Here is a 15,352-nt window from a genome sequence, read left to right as displayed (position 1 = left end):
CTGATGTTGATGCTTGAGCCATGGCCGCCAAAGTCGAACCGTTCTGGATACGCAAAACCCTCGATCAGCTCGATCCACAGGAGTGGGAATCGCTGTGCGACGGCTGTGGCCTGTGCTGCCTGCAAAAGCTCGAAGACGAAGACGACAACAGCGTCTACTACACACGCATCGCCTGCAAACTGCTGGACCTGAAAACCTGCCAGTGCACCGACTACCCTAATCGCCGTGAGTTCGTGCCCGATTGCATCCAGCTCACGCCGGGCAAGGCCGATGAGTTCAAATGGCTGCCGCCCACCTGCGGTTATCGGCTGGTCAGCGAAGGCAAGGACTTGCCGTTGTGGCACCACCTGGTCTGCGGTGATCGAGAGGCCGTGCACCACGAACGCATTTCCCAGTCCGGGCGCATGTTGGCCGAAGGCAGCGTGCCGGAAGATGATTGGGAAGATCATCTGATTTTCCGCGCAGGCTGAACCACCGGGCGGCGCACCACCAGGGAGACCCCATGGCTGCAGGATTGAAACGGATGCTGGCGGCCGGGCTGTTGGCGGTGTGCGGACCGCTGTGGGCGGCGCAGAAAGTCGACCTGGATTATCACGTGCACCTGTTGCCACAGAGCGATCAGGCCGAGGTGCGCCTGACCCTGGCCCGGGGTTCGGCGGTGCGCAGCCTGGATTTCGACCTCGGCGATGGCACCCGCTACAGCGATTTCAAGGCCGACGGCCAATGGCAGCTCACCCCCGGCAAGGAGGCGCGTGGCCTTTGGCGTCCGGCCGCCGACAAGGCCAGCCTGAGCTACCGTGTGCGCATCAGCCATGCCCGCAAGAACGCTACCTTCGAAACCCGCATGACCCCGATGTGGGCGTTGCTGCGTGGTGACGATCTGGTGCCGTCGGCCAAGCTCGACCAGCAGGATGGCGTCGAACTGGTGGCCCGTCTTGAGGTGGAATTGCCCGACGGCTGGAAAAGCATCGAGACCCCCTGGCCGCGTATCGGCAAACAACGCTTTCGCATCGACAATCCCTCGCGCCTGTTCGACCGTCCCACCGGCTGGATGCTCGCCGGCAAACTGGGCAGCCGCCGCACGCGCCTGGGCGAAACCGAAGTGACGGTGGCCTCGCCCCAGGGCCAGGGCATGCGCCGGATGGATGTGCTGACGCTGCTGACGTTCGTCTGGCCGCAAGTGCAAGCGTTGGTGCCGCGTCATCCGGCCAAGTTGCTGATCGTCGGTGCCGGCGATCCGCTGTGGCGTGGTGCCCAGGCCGGCCATGACTCGATTTACCTGCACAGTCGTCCGCCGCTGGTCAGCGAGCGGGGCAGCAGCCCGTTGTTGCGGGAGTTGGTGCAGGCGCTGGCCCGGGTCAATGATCAGGATCGTAGCGACTGGATCAGTGAGGGGCTGACCGAGTACTACGCCATTGAACTGCTACGCCGCGCCGGCGGCCTGAGTGATGAGCGCTACCAGACCCTGAACGAGCGGCTCGCCCGCGAGAGCAAGGGCGTCACCACCGTGCGCGGCGAGCAGATCGGTCCGGCGGCGGTGGCCAAGGCGGTGTTGCTGTTGCAGGAACTGGACCGCGAGATTCGCCTGAAAACCCGTAACAAGCGTTCGCTGGATGATGTGTTGCAGGGGGCGATGCGCTTGGAAACGGTCGATACCAAGGAGTTTGTGCAGCTCAGTGAGAGCGTTCTGGGTGGGGCCTCCACTGTGCTGGATAGCCGATTACTTCAGTGACCCCGCCATCGCGAGCAAGCTCGCTCCCACATTGGATTTTCGGCGTTCACAAAACCTGTGGGAGCGAGCTTGCTCGCGAAGGGGCCATCAGCGGCGCTGCAAAAATCAGAGCCCAACCTTTGGCGAAACCAGCGAATCATTCCCGGTCACCGTCGCCGTGCCAGTCGCCGCCTCGGCATTGGCCTTCAGGCGACTCAGTTCCTCACCGACCTCCTCGATACGGGCGCGGGCGCTGTGCAGATTCTGGCGATTCTTCTCCAGCAGGCTCTTGGCCGAGCAATGCCCGGTGATCCCTCGCGCCAGCGCCAGGCCACCGATCGCCAGTTGCGCCAGGCCGATCACCCCGCCACGCCGCAAGCCCTTGCCCATCATCAGCACACCGCCGGCCAGCGAGCCAATGCGTTCCCAGCCATGCACGTTTTGTGGCGGACGGGATTGGAAAGGGGTGCTCTCGATGGGCTCGAACGGATTGTTATCGCTCATGATCTGTCTCCAGTATGGGGTTGGTATAAAACTGACTGCCCGCGCGATTGCGTTGTTCAATCGAGTTTTGCACCGATCAGCGGAATTGCGGCCCCGAACGGGTGTTGTTGCCTTTGGCCATGCGGTCGTACAGCACGACGTTGACGGTGGCGGCCAGGTTCATGCAACCGGTGGTGGGGATGTACACCACGTCCTCGCACCAGTCGCGGATGTCCTTGTCCAGCGAGCCGTCCTCCGGTCCGAAGATGTACAGCGCCCGGTCCGGGTGGGTGTATTCGGGCAGGGGGCGAGCGCCTTCCACCAGTTCCACTGCCACTGGCACGCAGCCCAGGGGCAGGATTTTCTTCAGGTCGTCGATACCGATCAGCGGGATGTCGTAGTGGACTTTCTTGGTGTCGGTGATGAAGTCGGCGGCGCGCTCATAGCGCTTGCCGGTGTAGAACACCGACGCCACGCCGTAGCAGCCGGCGGCACGCATGACCGAACCGACGTTTTCCGGTGACTTGGGGTTGAACAGACCGATGCAGCTATAGCGTTTGTTGGCCACGGGCGGGGTGCCTTTGGGGAAAAGGCGCGATTATACGGGGAATGGGGGAGGGTGGTCAGGTTCGAGATGTGTGGTGTTTATTTGATCACCTTCGCGAGCAAGCTCGCTCCCACATTGGATTTTCGGCGTTCACAAAACCTGTGGGAGCGAGCTTGCTCGCGATGGCGGCCTGACAGGCTGTAATTACTCGTCTTTCTTCATCAACCCGGCCAGCGCGGCGAAGGGGTTGTGGGTCGCCTTGGCGATTTTCGGGGTGCTCAGGGAGCCGTCGCCGAAGTATTGCTGGTCGGTGTAGCGCGAGTGCTCGTTATCGTGGCAGTACAGGCACAGCAGTTCCCAGTTGGAACCGTCCTGGGGGTTGTTGTCGTGGTTGTGGTCGCGGTGGTGAACGGTCAACTCGCTCAGGCGCTTGCCGGAAAACTCACGGGCGCAGCGGCCACAGACATGGGGGTACATTTTCAGGGCTTTGTCGCGGTAGCCCATCTCCCGGTCGCGCTGAGCATCGGCGAGGATGCGGTCCAGCTTGGCGGTGTTGGACGGTGGCGTTGACGAACTCATGGGTTCACCTTTGTAAATAAAGACTGATGACGGTTGGGCACAGTTTAGCTTAGCCCTTGAGTTTCTCGGCAATCCAGATGGTGTGGCGGGTGCCTTTGTTGCCGTGGGCGAAGACTTGCACTTCTTCGGCCTTGAAGCCGGCTTTCTTCAGTTTGTCGGAAAACTGCCGGTCAGCGCTGGCCGACCACACCGCCAACACGCCCTTGGGCCGCAGGGCCTTGGCGCAGGCGGCCAGGCCACCGGCCGAATACAGCCAGCTGTTGGCTTTCTGGGTCAGGCCTTCCGGGCCGTTGTCGACGTCCAGCATGATCGCGTCGAAACCCTGGGGCTCGGCCTGCAGCACCTTGGCCACGTCTTCCATGCGGATCACCGTGCGCGGGTCTGCCAGCGGTCGTCCGGCTTTTTCACCCAAGGGGCCACGGTTCCACTCCACCACCCCGGGAACCAGTTCGGCCACCACCACTTCGGCGGTCTTGCCCAGGTGCTTGAGGGCCGAGGCGAGGGTGAAGCCCATGCCGAGACCGCCGATCAGTACGCGTGAGCCAGGACGACCGGCGACCTTGCGGCAAGGAATCTCTGCCAGGGCGTCTTCGGAACCGTGCATGCGGGTGTTCATCAACTGCCCGCCGTCGCCGCCCTGGATCTTGATGACGAAGTCTTCGCCGTACTCGAACAGGCACAGGGCACCGCCGTTATCAGGGATGGGTGTGGTGTCGAGCAGAACGAAACGTTTCATGGAGATCTCGTAGGAGGGCAAACCGCGCGGTAACGACTAGCCTTAAAGCAGACAATAGCCACGGAGCCATTGATGAAGTGCATCATTCTAACGGCCATTGCCCTGGCGGCGCTCTCAATAAGTTGCGCCCAGGCTCAACAACCGACGATTCCGGTCAACCCGCCGAGCATCCCCGGCTCGCCGGGCACCGCCACCCCGATGCCGTATCCGCCGGTCACGCCCAACGGTGTGCCCAAGGCGGGCACCGGAAGCGGTGGGCCGCCCTTGCTGCCGCCCATTGAAATGCCCAAGCCGCCCAAGGACCAGCCGATACCGGGCCTGGAGCCGAAGCCGGTGAAGGCCAAGTCGCCGGGGGGATAAATCGACAAGATGACGCAATAACCTGTGGGAGCGAGCAAGCTCGCTCCCACAGGGTTTATGTGTTGTTGTCAGACCTGCTGCGACAACAACTGCCCGTCGGCCATGCGCAGGCGCTTGGACAGGGAGACGGCGAGGGCGCGGATGATCTTGGCGGCGATCTTGGGGGCGTCGTTGAGCATTTTTTCCAGGGAGTCCTTGCCCAGGTTCAGCAACTGGCAATCGCTGGCGGCGATGCAACTGGCCGAGCGCCGTTCGCCGTCGAGCACGGCCATTTCACCGAAGGCCCGACCGCTGCGCAGTGTGGCAATGGTCACGGGTTGGCCGTCGGGACCGGTTTTCTGCACGGCCACCTGGCCGGTGTGGATGATGCACATGAAGCTGCCGGCATCGCCCTCATGGAAAATCGCTTCGCCCTCGGCGATGGCGCTGATGCTGAAATAGCCCGACGCGGCGGCGAAGTCGACGGGCAGTAACTGGTCGAACAGACCGCAGTCCATCAGCCAGTCGCGGATTTCTTTATTCAGTAAGGTCGGTTCTGACATGTTGGCACGGTCTTTTTCTTGTGTCTGCTACGGGGTTGGATTGAAGAAGAACCCTTGTTATTTGATCTGGGATGCCCAGCGCATGGAGCTAAGACCCGGCCATCCCACAGAGTTCCTCAACCCAACCCCAAAACCTTCAAGACAAATGCATATTCGAGCGCTACGTCACGCAATCCCTGGTAGCGCCCGCTCATTCCGCCGTGGCCGGCGCCCAGTTCGGTCTTGAGCAGCAGGGGGTTGTCGTCGGTCTTGGTGGCGCGCAATTTCGCCACCCACTTGGCCGCTTCCCAGTACTGCACGCGACTGTCGTTGTAACCGGCGATCACCAGCAACGCCGGGTACGCCTGGGCGCGGACGTTTTCGTACGGGGCGTAGGCCCGGATCCGATCATAAACGTCCGGCTCCTCTGGATTGCCCCATTCGTCGTATTCGGTGACGGTCAGCGGCAGGTCCGGGTCGAGCATGGTGTTGAGCACATCGACGAACGGCACCTCGGCAATCGCGACCTTGAACAGCTCCGGGCGTTGGTTGAGCACTGCGCCGATCAGCAGGCCACCGGCGCTGCCGCCGCTGATTGCCAGTTGTTCGGCGGTGGTGAAACCGTTGGCGATCAAATGCTCGGCACAGGCGATGAAATCGCCGAACGTGTTGTGCTTGTGTTCCTGTTTACCGGCGCGATACCAGGCTTCCCCCAGCTCGCCGCCGCCCCGCACATGGGCAATGGCAAACGCCACGCCGCGGTCGAGCAGGCTCAGCCGCGCATGGGAAAACCACGGGTCGAGGCTTTCACCGTAAGCACCGTAGCCGTACAGGTACAGCGGCACCGGCCGGCCGAGGGCTTCGCGTTTGACCACCAGGCTGATGGGCACTTGTGTGCCGTCTGGCGCCGTCGCCCACAGCCGCTGGCTGACGTAGGCATCGGCATCGAACGGGCCCAGCACCGGGGTCTGCTTGAGTACGACCTGTTCGCCGCTGGCCAGGTCCAACTGACGGATCTGTGCCGGACGGTTCAGGGCCTCGTAGCGCAGGCGAATGCGATCGCTGACGAATTCCAGGCTGTTCTGCACATGCAGGCTGTAGGCCGCGTCCGGCAACCTCACCCGATATGCCGGCAAGTCCTGGGGATGCACCTCGATGATCGGCAGGCCGCCCTCACGCAGGCTCAAGGTCATGGCACCGGCGTTCAGGCTCAGGCCGTCGATCATCACCGTATCGCTGTGGGGGATCAGGTTCTGCCAGTCGGCTTCGGTCGGCGCCACGCCGGTGTCGGCGGCTTGGTACAGGGCGAAGTTGATTCCGTCGCGGTTGCTGCGGATCAACCAGGTCCATTGGCCATCGAGCAGGCCGTGGTCGACGTCGTATTCGTGGTTTTCCAGGCGTGGCGCCAGGCAGGTGAAGGGCTGTTGCGGTTGCGCGGCGTCCAGTACCCAGACTTCGCTGGTGGTCTTGCTGCCCAGGGACAGGATCAGTTGCTTTTCCGAGCTCGAACGATAGCAATGCAGGAAGAAACGCCCGTCCGGCTCATGGAACACTTCTTCGGCGGCAGTGCCGTCCAGTCGATAGCGCCAGAGTTTGTGGGGGCGATGGGTGTCGTCCAGTTCACCAAAAAACAGCGTCAGGCTGTCGTTGGCCCAGGTCATGCTGCCGTCGCAATTGTCGAAGGACAGTTCACTGACCTTGTCGTTGGACAATTCCTTGACGAACAGGGTGTAGATCTCGTCGCCCGTGGTATCCAGGCTGTAGGCCAGGCGCTGGTGGTCGGGGCTGATGCTGAAGGCGCCCAGGGCAAAGAATTCGCCGCCGGCCAGCGCGTTCGGGTCCAGCAGCAGTTGTTCGTGGCTTTCGTCCACGCTCAGGCTGTCGTCGGCCGGACGTGGGCAGCGGTAGTGGCGCGGGTATTCGTCGCCGGCCGTGGTGCGGGTGTAATACAGGTAGGGGCCCCAGGGTGAGGGCAGTGACAGGTCGGTCTCGAGAATCCGGCCCTTGATTTCCTGGAACAGGGTTTCGCGCAATTCGGCCTGATCGGCGAGTTGCGCCTCCTGATAGCTGTTTTCCGCCTTGAGGTAGTCGAGCACGGCGTCGGTGTCGCGCTCCTGCAGCCAGGCGTACGGGTCAACACCGGCGTCCCTGCGGGCAATCGGGGCGTTGGAAACGTGGGCAGATAGGGACATGAAAGGCTCTCGAACGTTGTACGAAAAGGGACACGCGGCCTGGACAGAAGCCACCACACAGGCCATTCGCCAGACGCCGGGGCAGCCTGACGCGCGAAAAGCCGTTACTATAAGCGTCTCTTTGCCTGCCTTGCCATGGACACCATGACCGAGAATGACTATCTGATCGCCTGGGGCCTCTACGCCTTCGCTGCCCTGGGCTGCCTGCTGGTGTGGATGCGCATGACCCGCTGGATGTGGCGCTGGTTGCGCGAGCCGCTGCGCTTGCTGATGGCGGTGTTGCTGTTCAGCCCCACCGTCGTCGACCCGGTGAAGGACAAAGTTGCCCCGGCCTTGGCCATTGTCGCCCTGGACATCTTGTTCAAGGTCGGCAACAACGTCTGGCGGGCGGCGTCCGATCTGCTCATGTACGGCATGATTGCCTTCGGCCTCTACCTGGTGATCGTGCTGATCCGCTTCCCCATCGAGCGCGCCGCCAACGCCCGCAAGGAACGGGCGGCCGCCGCCAAAGCCGCCGCCGCGGCCGATGAGCCAGAGGACGAACCACCGTTCGGCGTGGCCGGTGATGACCGCTACGGTCGCCCGCCCGTGCCGAGCAACCCCCAGCGTTCGCGTATCGAACCGCGCCTGTAAGCAGGCCTGCCCCTTGAAGCGAGAGTTCGAGCATGTGTGAGTTACTGGGCATGAGCGCCAATGTGCCGACCGACATCGTGTTCAGCTTCACCGGGCTGATGCAGCGCGGCGGCAAGACCGGGCCGCACCGGGACGGGTGGGGGATCGCCTTCTATGAAGGTCGTGGCCTGCGCCTGTTCCAGGACCCGGCCGCCAGCAGCGAATCGGAGGTGGCGAATCTGGTGCAGCGCTATCCGATCAAGAGCGAAGTGGTGATCGGGCATATTCGCCAGGCCAATGTCGGCAAAGTCTGCCTGTCCAACACCCACCCCTTCGTGCGTGAGTTGTGGGGCCGCAACTGGTGTTTTGCCCACAACGGCCAGCTGGCCGATTTCCAACCGGGCGTGAGCTTCTACCGCCCGGTGGGCGACACCGACAGCGAAGCGGCATTCTGCGATTTGCTCAACCGCGTGCGCCAGGCCTTCCCGGAGCCGGTGGAGGTAGAGCAGCTGCTGCCGTCGTTGATCGAGGCCTGCACCGAATACCGCAGCAAAGGCGTGTTCAACTGCCTGCTCAGCGATGGCGACTGGCTGTTCTGCTATTGCTCGACCAAACTGGCCCAGATCACCCGCCGTGCGCCGTTCGGCCCGGCGCGGCTCAAGGACGTGGATGTGATTGTCGATTTCCAGGCGGAAACCACGCCCAACGACGTGGTCACGGTGATCGCCACCGAGCCCTTGACCGAAAACGAAACCTGGACCCGCTACGAACCGGGCCAATGGAGCCTGTGGCGACGCGGCGAATGCGTCAGCCACGGCCGGACCGAATAAGGACGTCACGCTATGTTGCTCAGTTATCTACGGCTGGTGTTGTTCGCAGTGGGCCTGTTGGTTGGGGTCCAGGTGCCGGGCTTCATCAATGATTACGCCAAGCGGGTCGAGGCTCACCTGATCGAGGCGCAGACCGGCCTGCAAGGTTTCCAGGGCACCGCCAACCAGTTCTTCAAGGGCGACATGCAGGCCTTGGTGGCCCATTACCGCGCCAGCGAAGACCCGATCTTTCGCAGCGATGCCGACAGCCTGAACACCTTGCTCGTGCGCCAACAGGCCCTAGACAAACAATTCCAGGCCATGCAGGGCCCGTGGTACATCCGCCTGCTGCAAGTGGCCCTGGCCGCCGATCCGGACATCCGCAAGGAGACCTGGAACGGCTACAGCTATCAGATCCTGCTGACCCCCGAAGCCATGATCTGGGGCATCAGCGGCGCGATGTTGCTGTCGTTCGGCCTGGAATGCCTGTTCCGCCTGATCGATTGGGTGGTGTTGGGCGGCAAGCGCCTGCGCCAGGGCCGGCCGATTGAAGAACGGGACCTGCGGGGGTTGTAGCCAACAGTGGCCTTGCTGTTGTGGCGAGGGGATTTATCCCCGCTGGGCTGCGAAGCAGCCCCCCAATGCAGCAATAGAAATGATCCGCCTGACATATGTGGTGGCCTTGTAAGGGGGCGCTTCGCGCCCCAGCGGGGCGGTGCGACGTTTCGCTAAATCCCCTCGCCACAACGGTGTTCAGGCCCTGCGTGTTACCCAATCAAATTTTTCTTATGACCCAGCCAAGGTTTTATTCGTTGGACGGGATCGGCCGCGCGCTCAAGAATCGGGGCAACGGTCTCCACGTCAGCGTCGTCGAGACTCACAACAATAAAACCGTGGAGAACCCCCATGAGTGCACCCGACACGCTCGGCGTCCCCCAACCCCAGGCCCGTTCTGGCCCGTTCGATTGGTATCGCAACATCAACCAGCAGGAACGTCGCACCTTCTGGAGCTGCAAGATCGGCTACGCCCTGGACGGCATGGACACCCAGATGCTCAGTTTCGTGGTGCCGACCCTGATCGCGATGTGGGGCATCACCACCGGCCAGGCAGGCCTGATCCACACCAGTACCTTGATCGCCTCGGCCATTGGCGGCTGGGTGGCGGGCATTCTCTCCGACCGGATCGGTCGGGTGCGCACCCTGCAACTGACGGTGCTGTGGTTTGCCTTCTTCACTTTCCTGTGCGGCTTTGCCCAGAACTACGAACAACTGTTGATCGCGCGCACACTGATGGGTTTCGGTTTTGGTGGCGAGTGGACCGCTGGTGCGGTGTTGATGGGCGAGGTGATCCGTGCCAAGGACCGTGGCAAGGCGGTGGGCATGGTGCAGTCGGGCTGGGCGCTGGGCTGGGGCATGACGGCGATCCTGTATGCGCTGCTGTTCTCGGTGCTGCCGCCGGAAGACGCCTGGCGCGCACTGTTCATCCTCGGCATCGTACCGGCAGTGTTCGTGATTTTCGTCCGCCGACTGGTCAAGGATCCGGAAGTCTATAACCAGACCAAGGCCCGGCTGACGCCGGAAAACCCAGCGAAGTTCTACGAGATTTTTGCCCCCGGCATTCTCTTCACCACCCTTCGCGCCTCGCTGCTGACCACCGGTGCCCTGGGCGGTTACTACGCCATCACCTCCTGGCTGCCGACGTTCCTGAAAAATGAGCGCGGCCTGAGTGTCTTGAGCACCGGCGGCTACCTGGCGATGGTGATCGTCGGCTCCTACGTGGGCTATGTCATCAGTGCGTACCTGTCGGACATCCTGGGGCGCAAAAAGAACTTCGTCCTGTACGCCGTCGGCTCCTTCACCATCGTCCTGCTGTATACCCAGGTGCCGGTGAGCAATAACGTGATGCTCTGGCTGGGCTTCCCCTTGGGGTTCTTCGCGTCGGGCATGTTCAGCGGCATGGGCTCGTTCCTCACCGAACTGTTTCCTACGCGCATTCGTGGTTCGGGCCAAGGCTTCTGCTACAACATTGGCCGGGCGGTGGCGGCATTGTTCCCGCTGTTGATCGGTATTTTGAGCCAGAAGGTGCCGCTGAGCGTGGGTATCGGGGCGTTCGCGGCGGTGTCCTATGGCGTGGTGATCCTGGCGGCCCTGAGCCTGCCGGAAACCCAAGGCAAGCAGTTGGAAGCCGAGTAACTGATAACCTGTGGGGTACGTGCCCCACAGTTAAACAAAGAAAGAACCTACAGGAGCGTTCACCGTGAACCGCCTGCTATTGAACTGCGACATCGGCGAAAGCTTCGGCAGCTGGACCATGGGTCTGGACGCCGAGGTGATGCCCTTCATCGATTGCGCCAACATCGCCTGCGGCTTCCACGCCGGCGACCCGGGCATCATGCGCAAGACCGTCAGCCTGGCCCTGAGCCACGGCGTGCGGATCGGCGCACACCCGGCCTATCAAGACCTGGCGGGCTTTGGCCGCCGTTCCATGGCCTATGGCGCCCAGGAGTTGCAGGACTTGCTGCATTACCAGATCGGCGCCCTCGACGGCATCTGCCGGGCCCAGGGCGGGCGGGTCAGCTACGTCAAACCCCATGGGGCGATGTACAACGACATGATGGCCAACCCGGCGCAACTGCGCGCGGTGATCCAGGCTGTCGCGGCCTATGATCGGCAACTGCCGCTGATGCTCATGGCGACCCGGGACAACAGCGCCGCCCAGGCCTTGGGCGATGAGTACGGCCTGACCCTGTGGTTCGAAGCCTTTGCCGATCGCGCCTACGACAGCGCCGGCCGCCTGGTTTCGCGGCAAGCACCGGGCGCGGTGCACCACGATCCCGAGGTCATTATCGGGCAGGCCCTGACCATTGCCCGCGGCGATGCGTTGACCGCCAGTGATGGCAGCGCCTTGCACCTGAAGGCCAATACTTTGTGCGTGCACGGTGACAACGCCAGTTCCGTGGCGGCCGTGCAACGCATCCGCGAAGCCCTGGACCGGCAGCGTGCGCCATGAAACCACGCTTGGAAGTGGTGGCGGTGGACTGCCTGATGGTGCGGCTGTTCGACGAGATCGCCGAGGCCAACATGCCCTGGATGCTCGCCGCCAGCGAGCGCCTGCGAGCGGTGTTTGCCGGACATCTGATCGATCTGGTGCCGTCCTATACCACCTTGATGGTGCATTACGACTTGCTCGCCCTGGGCCCGGCCCAGGCCCGCGACTTGATCGACGAGGCGCTGCATCACCTTTCCCCGGATGCCCGGTCCGCCGGTCAATGCCACGTGTTGCCGGTGTGGTACGACCTTAGCGTCGGGCCGGAACTGGCGCTGCTGGCGAGCCGCAGTGGCTTGACGGTCGCCCAGGTGATCCGTCGCCACAGTGAACGCGAGTACCAGGTGTTTGCCCTGGGCTTCGCCCCCGGTTTCGCCTTCATGGGGTTGGTGGACGAAGCATTGGCTGCACCGCGCCTCGACACGCCGCGCAAGCGCGTGGCCGCAGGCAGTGTCGGCATCGCCGAGCGCCAGACCGCGGCGTATCCGGTGGTGTCGCCCGGCGGCTGGAACCTGATCGGTCGCACCCCGGCCAAACTGTTTGATCGTGAGCGCGACGGCTACAGCCTGATGCAGCCGGGGGACACGGTGCGTTTTGCCCCCGTGGACCATACCGAATTCATCGCGCTGGGTGGCGACGATACACCGCTGGAGGCCCAGGCATGAGCCGGTTGTTGATCGAGGCCAGCACACCGCTGTGCCTGTTGCAGGACACCGGCCGCTTCGGCGTGAGGCACCTGGGCGTGACCCAGGGCGGGGCGGCGGACTGGCTGTCGATGGCCTGGGCCAATTGGATGCTCGGCAATGGCCTGGACGCGGCGGTGGTAGAGATTACCCTCGGCGGTTTTACCGTGGTGGCCGAAGAGGATTGCGTGCTGGCGCTGGCCGGGGCGGACCTGGGCGCGCGAATAGACGGTCAGGGTGTGGCGTCGTGGCGCTTCTTCAGCCTGCGCAAGGGCCAGGTGCTGGCGCTCACCCAGCCCGTGCTCGGTGCCCGGGCCTACCTGGCGGCCCCTGGCGGTTTCAATGCGCCTGCGGTGCTGGGCAGCCGGGCGACGGTGGTGCGCGAGGAACTGGGTGGCCTGGATGGACGGGGGCGGGCGCTGAGTCGCGGCGAGCACTTGAGCTATTCAGGCACGGCGACGCCGCGGCCCATGCCGCACACGCGGATTCCGGATTTCCAGCAAGCGCAACCGCTGGACCTGATCCTGGGGGCGCAAAATGGCGCGTTTAGCGGGCAGAGTCTGTTCGACGCGTTCAACACCCCGTGGACGCTGGACAGTCGCGCCGACCGCATGGGCATGCGCTTGCTGGGCACGGCGCTGGAGTATCAGGGGGCGGCGATGATTTCCGAAGGCATCCCCCTGGGCGCTGTGCAGGTGCCGCCGGATGGCCAGCCGATCGTGCTGCTCAATGACCGGCAAACCATCGGTGGTTATCCACGCCTGGGCGCCTTGACCCCACTGGCCCTGGCCCGCCTGGCGCAATGCCTGCCGGGGGCGCAGGTGCGGTTGCGGCCGGTGGTGCAGGAGGTTGCGCATCGGCAGCAGGTGGAGTGTCTGCGTAGTTTTCTCGACCGCTAAAAGCATCGCGAGCAAGCTCGCTCCCACCGTGGATCTTCGTCACACTGAGATCCCCTGTGGGAGCGAGCTCGCTCGCGATGAGGCCTGAACAGGCAACCAAAATCTTACTTGGACAGAAACCGCATCCCTTCCTCCAGCCCCCGCAAGGTCAGCGGATACATCCGGTCTTCCACCAACTCGCGCACGATGTTGGTCGAGGCGGTGTAACCCCAGGTGTCCTTGGGGTACGGATTGATCCAGATGAGCTTCTTGTACTTCTCCATGAAGCGCTGCATCCACACATAACCGGCTTCTTCGTTCCAGTGTTCGACGCTGCCGCCGGCCTGGGTGATTTCATAGGGGGCCATGGCGGCGTCGCCGATGAAGATCACTTTGTAGTCGGCGCCGTACTTGTGCAGCAAATCCTGGGTCGAGGTGCGCTCGGAAGTGCGGCGCAGGTTGTTCTTCCACACCGATTCGTAGACGAAGTTGTGGAAGTAGAAGTACTCCAGGTGCTTGAACTCGGTCTTGCAGGCCGAGAACAGTTCTTCGCAGATCTTCACGTGGGCATCCATCGAACCACCGATGTCGAACAGCAGCAACAACTTCACGGTGTTGCGTCGCTCCGGGCGCATCTGGATGTTCAACAGGCCAGCGTCCCGGGCGGTGTGGTCGATGGTGCCGTCGATGTCCAGCTCTTCGGCCGCACCCTGGCGGGCAAACTTGCGCAGCCGGCGCAGGGCGATCTTGATGTTGCGGGTGCCCAGTTCCACCTGGTCGTCGAGGTTCTTGTACTCGCGCTGGTCCCAGACCTTCACGGCCTTGCCCTGGCGTTTGCCGGCGTCGCCGACCCGGATGCCCTCGGGATTGAAACCACCGGAGCCGAACGGGCTGGTGCCGCCGGTGCCGATCCACTTGTTGCCACCGGCATGGCGTTCCTTCTGTTCTTCCAGGCGTTTCTTGAATTCTTCGATCAGCTTGTCCAGGCCGCCCAGGGACTGGATCTGTGCCCGTTCCTCATCGGTCAGCGAGCGCTCGAATTCCTTGCGCAGCCAGTCCTCGGGAATCAGCGCCTGGAGGTGGTCGTCGAGTTTCTCCAGGCCGTTGAAGTAGGCGGCGAACGCCCGGTCGAACTTGTCGAAATGCCGTTCGTCCTTCACCAGGATGGCCCGGGACAGGTAATAGAACTCGTCCATGTCGGCGAAGATCACCCGCTGTTTCAGCGCGTTGATCAGGTCCAGCAGTTCACGCACCGACACGGGCACCTTGGCGGCGCGCATCTCGTTGAACAGGTTAAGCAGCATGGCAATCGCCCTCGCTCTTGTGGGACGAAGAGGATCAGCGGGTGCCGCGACGGCTCATGAACGCCAGGCGCTCGAGCAGTTGCACGTCCTGCTCGTTCTTGACCAGTGCGCCGGCCAGCGGCGGGATGGCCTTGGTCGGATCACGCTCGCGCAGCACCGCTTCGCCGATGTTGTCGGCCATCAGCAGCTTGAGCCAGTCCACCAGTTCGGAAGTGGAGGGCTTTTTCTTCAGGCCCGGCACCTTGCGCACGTCGAAGAACACGTCCAGCGCTTCGCTGACCAGGTCCTTCTTGATATCCGGGTAATGCACATCGACGATTTTCTGCAGGGTGACGCGGTCGGGGAAGGCGATGTAGTGGAAGAAGCAGCGGCGCAGGAACGCATCCGGCAGCTCTTTTTCGTTGTTGGAGGTAATGATGATGATCGGGCGCTGCTTGGCCTTGATGGTTTCGTCGGTCTCGTAGACGTAGAACTCCATCTTGTCGAGTTCCTGCAGCAGGTCGTTGGGGAACTCGATGTCGGCCTTGTCGATTTCGTCGATCAGCAGGATCACCCGCTCTTCGGACTCGAACGCTTCCCAGAGCTTGCCCTTCTTCAGGTAGTTGCGCACGTCGTGGACCTTGTCCACGCCCAGTTGCGAGTCCCGCAGGCGGCTGACCGCGTCGTACTCGTACAGGCCCTGGTGAGCCTTGGTGGTGGACTTGATGTGCCAGGTGATCAGGCGCGCGCCGAAGGACTCGGCCAGTTGCTCGGCGAGCATGGTCTTGCCGGTGCCCGGTTCGCCCTTGACCAACAGCGGCCGCTCCAGGGTGATGGCGGCGTTGACGGCCAGTTTCAGGTCATCGGTAGCCACGTAGGCGCTGGTGCCTTCGAACTTCATCTGCAATTCCT

Annotated in this window: 18 protein-coding genes; 10 read left to right on the top strand and 8 right to left on the bottom strand. The window is 63.0% G+C overall.

Going from position 1 to position 15,352, the window contains the following annotated elements:
* Positions 1-20 precede the first annotated feature (20 nt).
* Together BLP82_RS22490 and BLP82_RS22485 are read left to right on the top strand one after the other, a co-directional pair.
* Complete coding sequence (locus tag BLP82_RS22490) at positions 21-470, top strand: YcgN family cysteine cluster protein (protein WP_092173122.1); 450 nt, start codon at positions 21-23, stop codon at positions 468-470.
* Between the two features lie 32 nt (positions 471-502).
* A complete protein-coding gene (locus tag BLP82_RS22485; protein ID WP_092173119.1) occupies positions 503-1,732 on the top strand; it encodes a hypothetical protein in 1,230 nt (409 codons plus the stop codon).
* Between the two features lie 105 nt (positions 1,733-1,837).
* On the opposite strand, the gene BLP82_RS22480 is transcribed toward BLP82_RS22485, so the two are convergent.
* From BLP82_RS22480 to BLP82_RS22465, 4 genes are all read right to left on the bottom strand, one after another.
* On the bottom strand, positions 1,838-2,215 hold the full coding sequence (locus BLP82_RS22480; protein ID WP_092173115.1) for a YgaP family membrane protein: 378 nt from the start codon (positions 2,213-2,215) through the stop codon (positions 1,838-1,840).
* Positions 2,216-2,291: 76 nt separating this feature from the next.
* On the bottom strand, positions 2,292-2,762 hold the full coding sequence (locus tag BLP82_RS22475; protein ID WP_060738736.1) for an RNA methyltransferase: 471 nt from the start codon (positions 2,760-2,762) through the stop codon (positions 2,292-2,294).
* A gap of 183 nt (positions 2,763-2,945) precedes the next feature.
* Positions 2,946-3,320, bottom strand: coding sequence for a YajD family HNH nuclease (locus BLP82_RS22470; RefSeq protein WP_003184246.1), 375 nt, complete (start codon positions 3,318-3,320; stop codon positions 2,946-2,948).
* Positions 3,321-3,369: 49 nt separating this feature from the next.
* Entirely contained in the window at positions 3,370-4,056 is a 687-nt protein-coding gene (locus tag BLP82_RS22465; protein WP_018607541.1) for a spermidine synthase, read from the bottom strand.
* 72 nt (positions 4,057-4,128) lie between these two features.
* On the opposite strand from BLP82_RS22465, the gene BLP82_RS22460 reads away from it, so the two are divergent.
* On the top strand, positions 4,129-4,416 hold the full coding sequence (locus tag BLP82_RS22460) for a hypothetical protein (RefSeq protein ID WP_092173112.1): 288 nt from the start codon (positions 4,129-4,131) through the stop codon (positions 4,414-4,416).
* Positions 4,417-4,484: 68 nt separating this feature from the next.
* Here the strand turns inward: BLP82_RS22460 and BLP82_RS22455 are convergent, their stop codons facing one another.
* A complete protein-coding gene (locus tag BLP82_RS22455) occupies positions 4,485-4,958 on the bottom strand; it encodes a cyclic nucleotide-binding domain-containing protein (protein ID WP_057449793.1) in 474 nt (157 codons plus the stop codon).
* Positions 4,959-5,074: 116 nt separating this feature from the next.
* The gene (locus tag BLP82_RS22450; protein ID WP_092173109.1) at positions 5,075-7,129 is read right to left on the bottom strand and encodes a S9 family peptidase; all 2,055 of its coding nucleotides are present in this window, start codon (positions 7,127-7,129) and stop codon (positions 5,075-5,077) included.
* A 135-nt stretch (positions 7,130-7,264) separates the two neighbouring features.
* On the opposite strand from BLP82_RS22450, the gene BLP82_RS22445 reads away from it, so the two are divergent.
* The 7 genes from BLP82_RS22445 (at position 7,265) to BLP82_RS22415 (ending at position 13,178) form a co-directional block, all read left to right on the top strand.
* A complete protein-coding gene (locus BLP82_RS22445; protein WP_053120114.1) occupies positions 7,265-7,762 on the top strand; it encodes a hypothetical protein in 498 nt (165 codons plus the stop codon).
* Between the two features lie 32 nt (positions 7,763-7,794).
* Positions 7,795-8,571, top strand: coding sequence for a class II glutamine amidotransferase (locus BLP82_RS22440; RefSeq protein WP_053120116.1), 777 nt, complete (start codon positions 7,795-7,797; stop codon positions 8,569-8,571).
* 12 nt (positions 8,572-8,583) lie between these two features.
* On the top strand, positions 8,584-9,126 hold the full coding sequence (locus BLP82_RS22435; RefSeq protein ID WP_039593345.1) for a DUF2937 family protein: 543 nt from the start codon (positions 8,584-8,586) through the stop codon (positions 9,124-9,126).
* 330 nt (positions 9,127-9,456) lie between these two features.
* Positions 9,457-10,743 (top strand): MFS transporter, encoded by a 1,287-nt coding sequence (locus tag BLP82_RS22430; protein WP_060738732.1) that lies wholly within the window; start codon positions 9,457-9,459, stop codon positions 10,741-10,743.
* A 64-nt stretch (positions 10,744-10,807) separates the two neighbouring features.
* On the top strand, positions 10,808-11,560 hold the full coding sequence (locus BLP82_RS22425) for a 5-oxoprolinase subunit PxpA (protein WP_092173106.1): 753 nt from the start codon (positions 10,808-10,810) through the stop codon (positions 11,558-11,560).
* Positions 11,557-12,261: a 5-oxoprolinase subunit PxpB gene (gene pxpB, locus BLP82_RS22420; RefSeq protein WP_092173103.1), complete on the top strand. Its 705-nt coding sequence runs from the start codon at positions 11,557-11,559 to the stop codon at positions 12,259-12,261. The genes BLP82_RS22425 and pxpB overlap by 4 nt, the downstream gene beginning before the upstream one ends.
* Positions 12,258-13,178 carry a 5-oxoprolinase subunit C family protein gene (locus BLP82_RS22415; protein ID WP_092173100.1) on the top strand — a complete coding sequence of 307 codons (921 nt, stop codon included), beginning with the start codon at positions 12,258-12,260 and terminating at the stop codon, positions 13,176-13,178. The genes pxpB and BLP82_RS22415 overlap by 4 nt, the downstream gene beginning before the upstream one ends.
* 104 nt (positions 13,179-13,282) lie before the next feature.
* On the opposite strand, the gene BLP82_RS22410 is transcribed toward BLP82_RS22415, so the two are convergent.
* A complete protein-coding gene (locus BLP82_RS22410) occupies positions 13,283-14,461 on the bottom strand; it encodes a vWA domain-containing protein (RefSeq protein WP_003198888.1) in 1,179 nt (392 codons plus the stop codon).
* A gap of 34 nt (positions 14,462-14,495) precedes the next feature.
* Positions 14,496-15,341, bottom strand: a complete 846-nt coding sequence (locus tag BLP82_RS22405) for an AAA family ATPase (protein ID WP_003184225.1) — start codon at positions 15,339-15,341, stop codon at positions 14,496-14,498.
* Positions 15,342-15,352 lie beyond the last annotated feature (11 nt).

Origin of the sequence: Pseudomonas sp. NFACC37-1 (genome assembly GCF_900101575.1) — a bacterium.
GTDB classification, from domain to species: Bacteria; Pseudomonadota; Gammaproteobacteria; order Pseudomonadales; family Pseudomonadaceae; genus Aquipseudomonas; species Aquipseudomonas fluorescens_AA.
Note: the sequence above shows the minus strand (reverse complement) of the source record. Positions and strands in the feature narration are given on the sequence as shown.

Coding starts and splice junctions, on each gene's coding strand:
- BLP82_RS22490 (WP_092173122.1), top strand. CDS start 21: ATGGCCGCCAAAGTCGAACCGTTCTGGATACGCAAAACCCTCGATCAG.
- BLP82_RS22485 (WP_092173119.1), top strand. CDS start 503: ATGGCTGCAGGATTGAAACGGATGCTGGCGGCCGGGCTGTTGGCGGTG.
- BLP82_RS22480 (WP_092173115.1), bottom strand. CDS start 2,215: ATGAGCGATAACAATCCGTTCGAGCCCATCGAGAGCACCCCTTTCCAA.
- BLP82_RS22470 (WP_003184246.1), bottom strand. CDS start 3,320: ATGAGTTCGTCAACGCCACCGTCCAACACCGCCAAGCTGGACCGCATC.
- BLP82_RS22465 (WP_018607541.1), bottom strand. CDS start 4,056: ATGAAACGTTTCGTTCTGCTCGACACCACACCCATCCCTGATAACGGC.
- BLP82_RS22460 (WP_092173112.1), top strand. CDS start 4,129: ATGAAGTGCATCATTCTAACGGCCATTGCCCTGGCGGCGCTCTCAATA.
- BLP82_RS22455 (WP_057449793.1), bottom strand. CDS start 4,958: ATGTCAGAACCGACCTTACTGAATAAAGAAATCCGCGACTGGCTGATG.
- BLP82_RS22450 (WP_092173109.1), bottom strand. CDS start 7,129: ATGTCCCTATCTGCCCACGTTTCCAACGCCCCGATTGCCCGCAGGGAC.
- BLP82_RS22445 (WP_053120114.1), top strand. CDS start 7,265: ATGGACACCATGACCGAGAATGACTATCTGATCGCCTGGGGCCTCTAC.
- BLP82_RS22440 (WP_053120116.1), top strand. CDS start 7,795: ATGTGTGAGTTACTGGGCATGAGCGCCAATGTGCCGACCGACATCGTG.
- BLP82_RS22435 (WP_039593345.1), top strand. CDS start 8,584: ATGTTGCTCAGTTATCTACGGCTGGTGTTGTTCGCAGTGGGCCTGTTG.
- BLP82_RS22430 (WP_060738732.1), top strand. CDS start 9,457: ATGAGTGCACCCGACACGCTCGGCGTCCCCCAACCCCAGGCCCGTTCT.
- pxpB (WP_092173103.1), top strand. CDS start 11,557: ATGAAACCACGCTTGGAAGTGGTGGCGGTGGACTGCCTGATGGTGCGG.
- BLP82_RS22415 (WP_092173100.1), top strand. CDS start 12,258: ATGAGCCGGTTGTTGATCGAGGCCAGCACACCGCTGTGCCTGTTGCAG.
- BLP82_RS22410 (WP_003198888.1), bottom strand. CDS start 14,461: ATGCTGCTTAACCTGTTCAACGAGATGCGCGCCGCCAAGGTGCCCGTG.
- BLP82_RS22405 (WP_003184225.1), bottom strand. CDS start 15,341: ATGAAGTTCGAAGGCACCAGCGCCTACGTGGCTACCGATGACCTGAAA.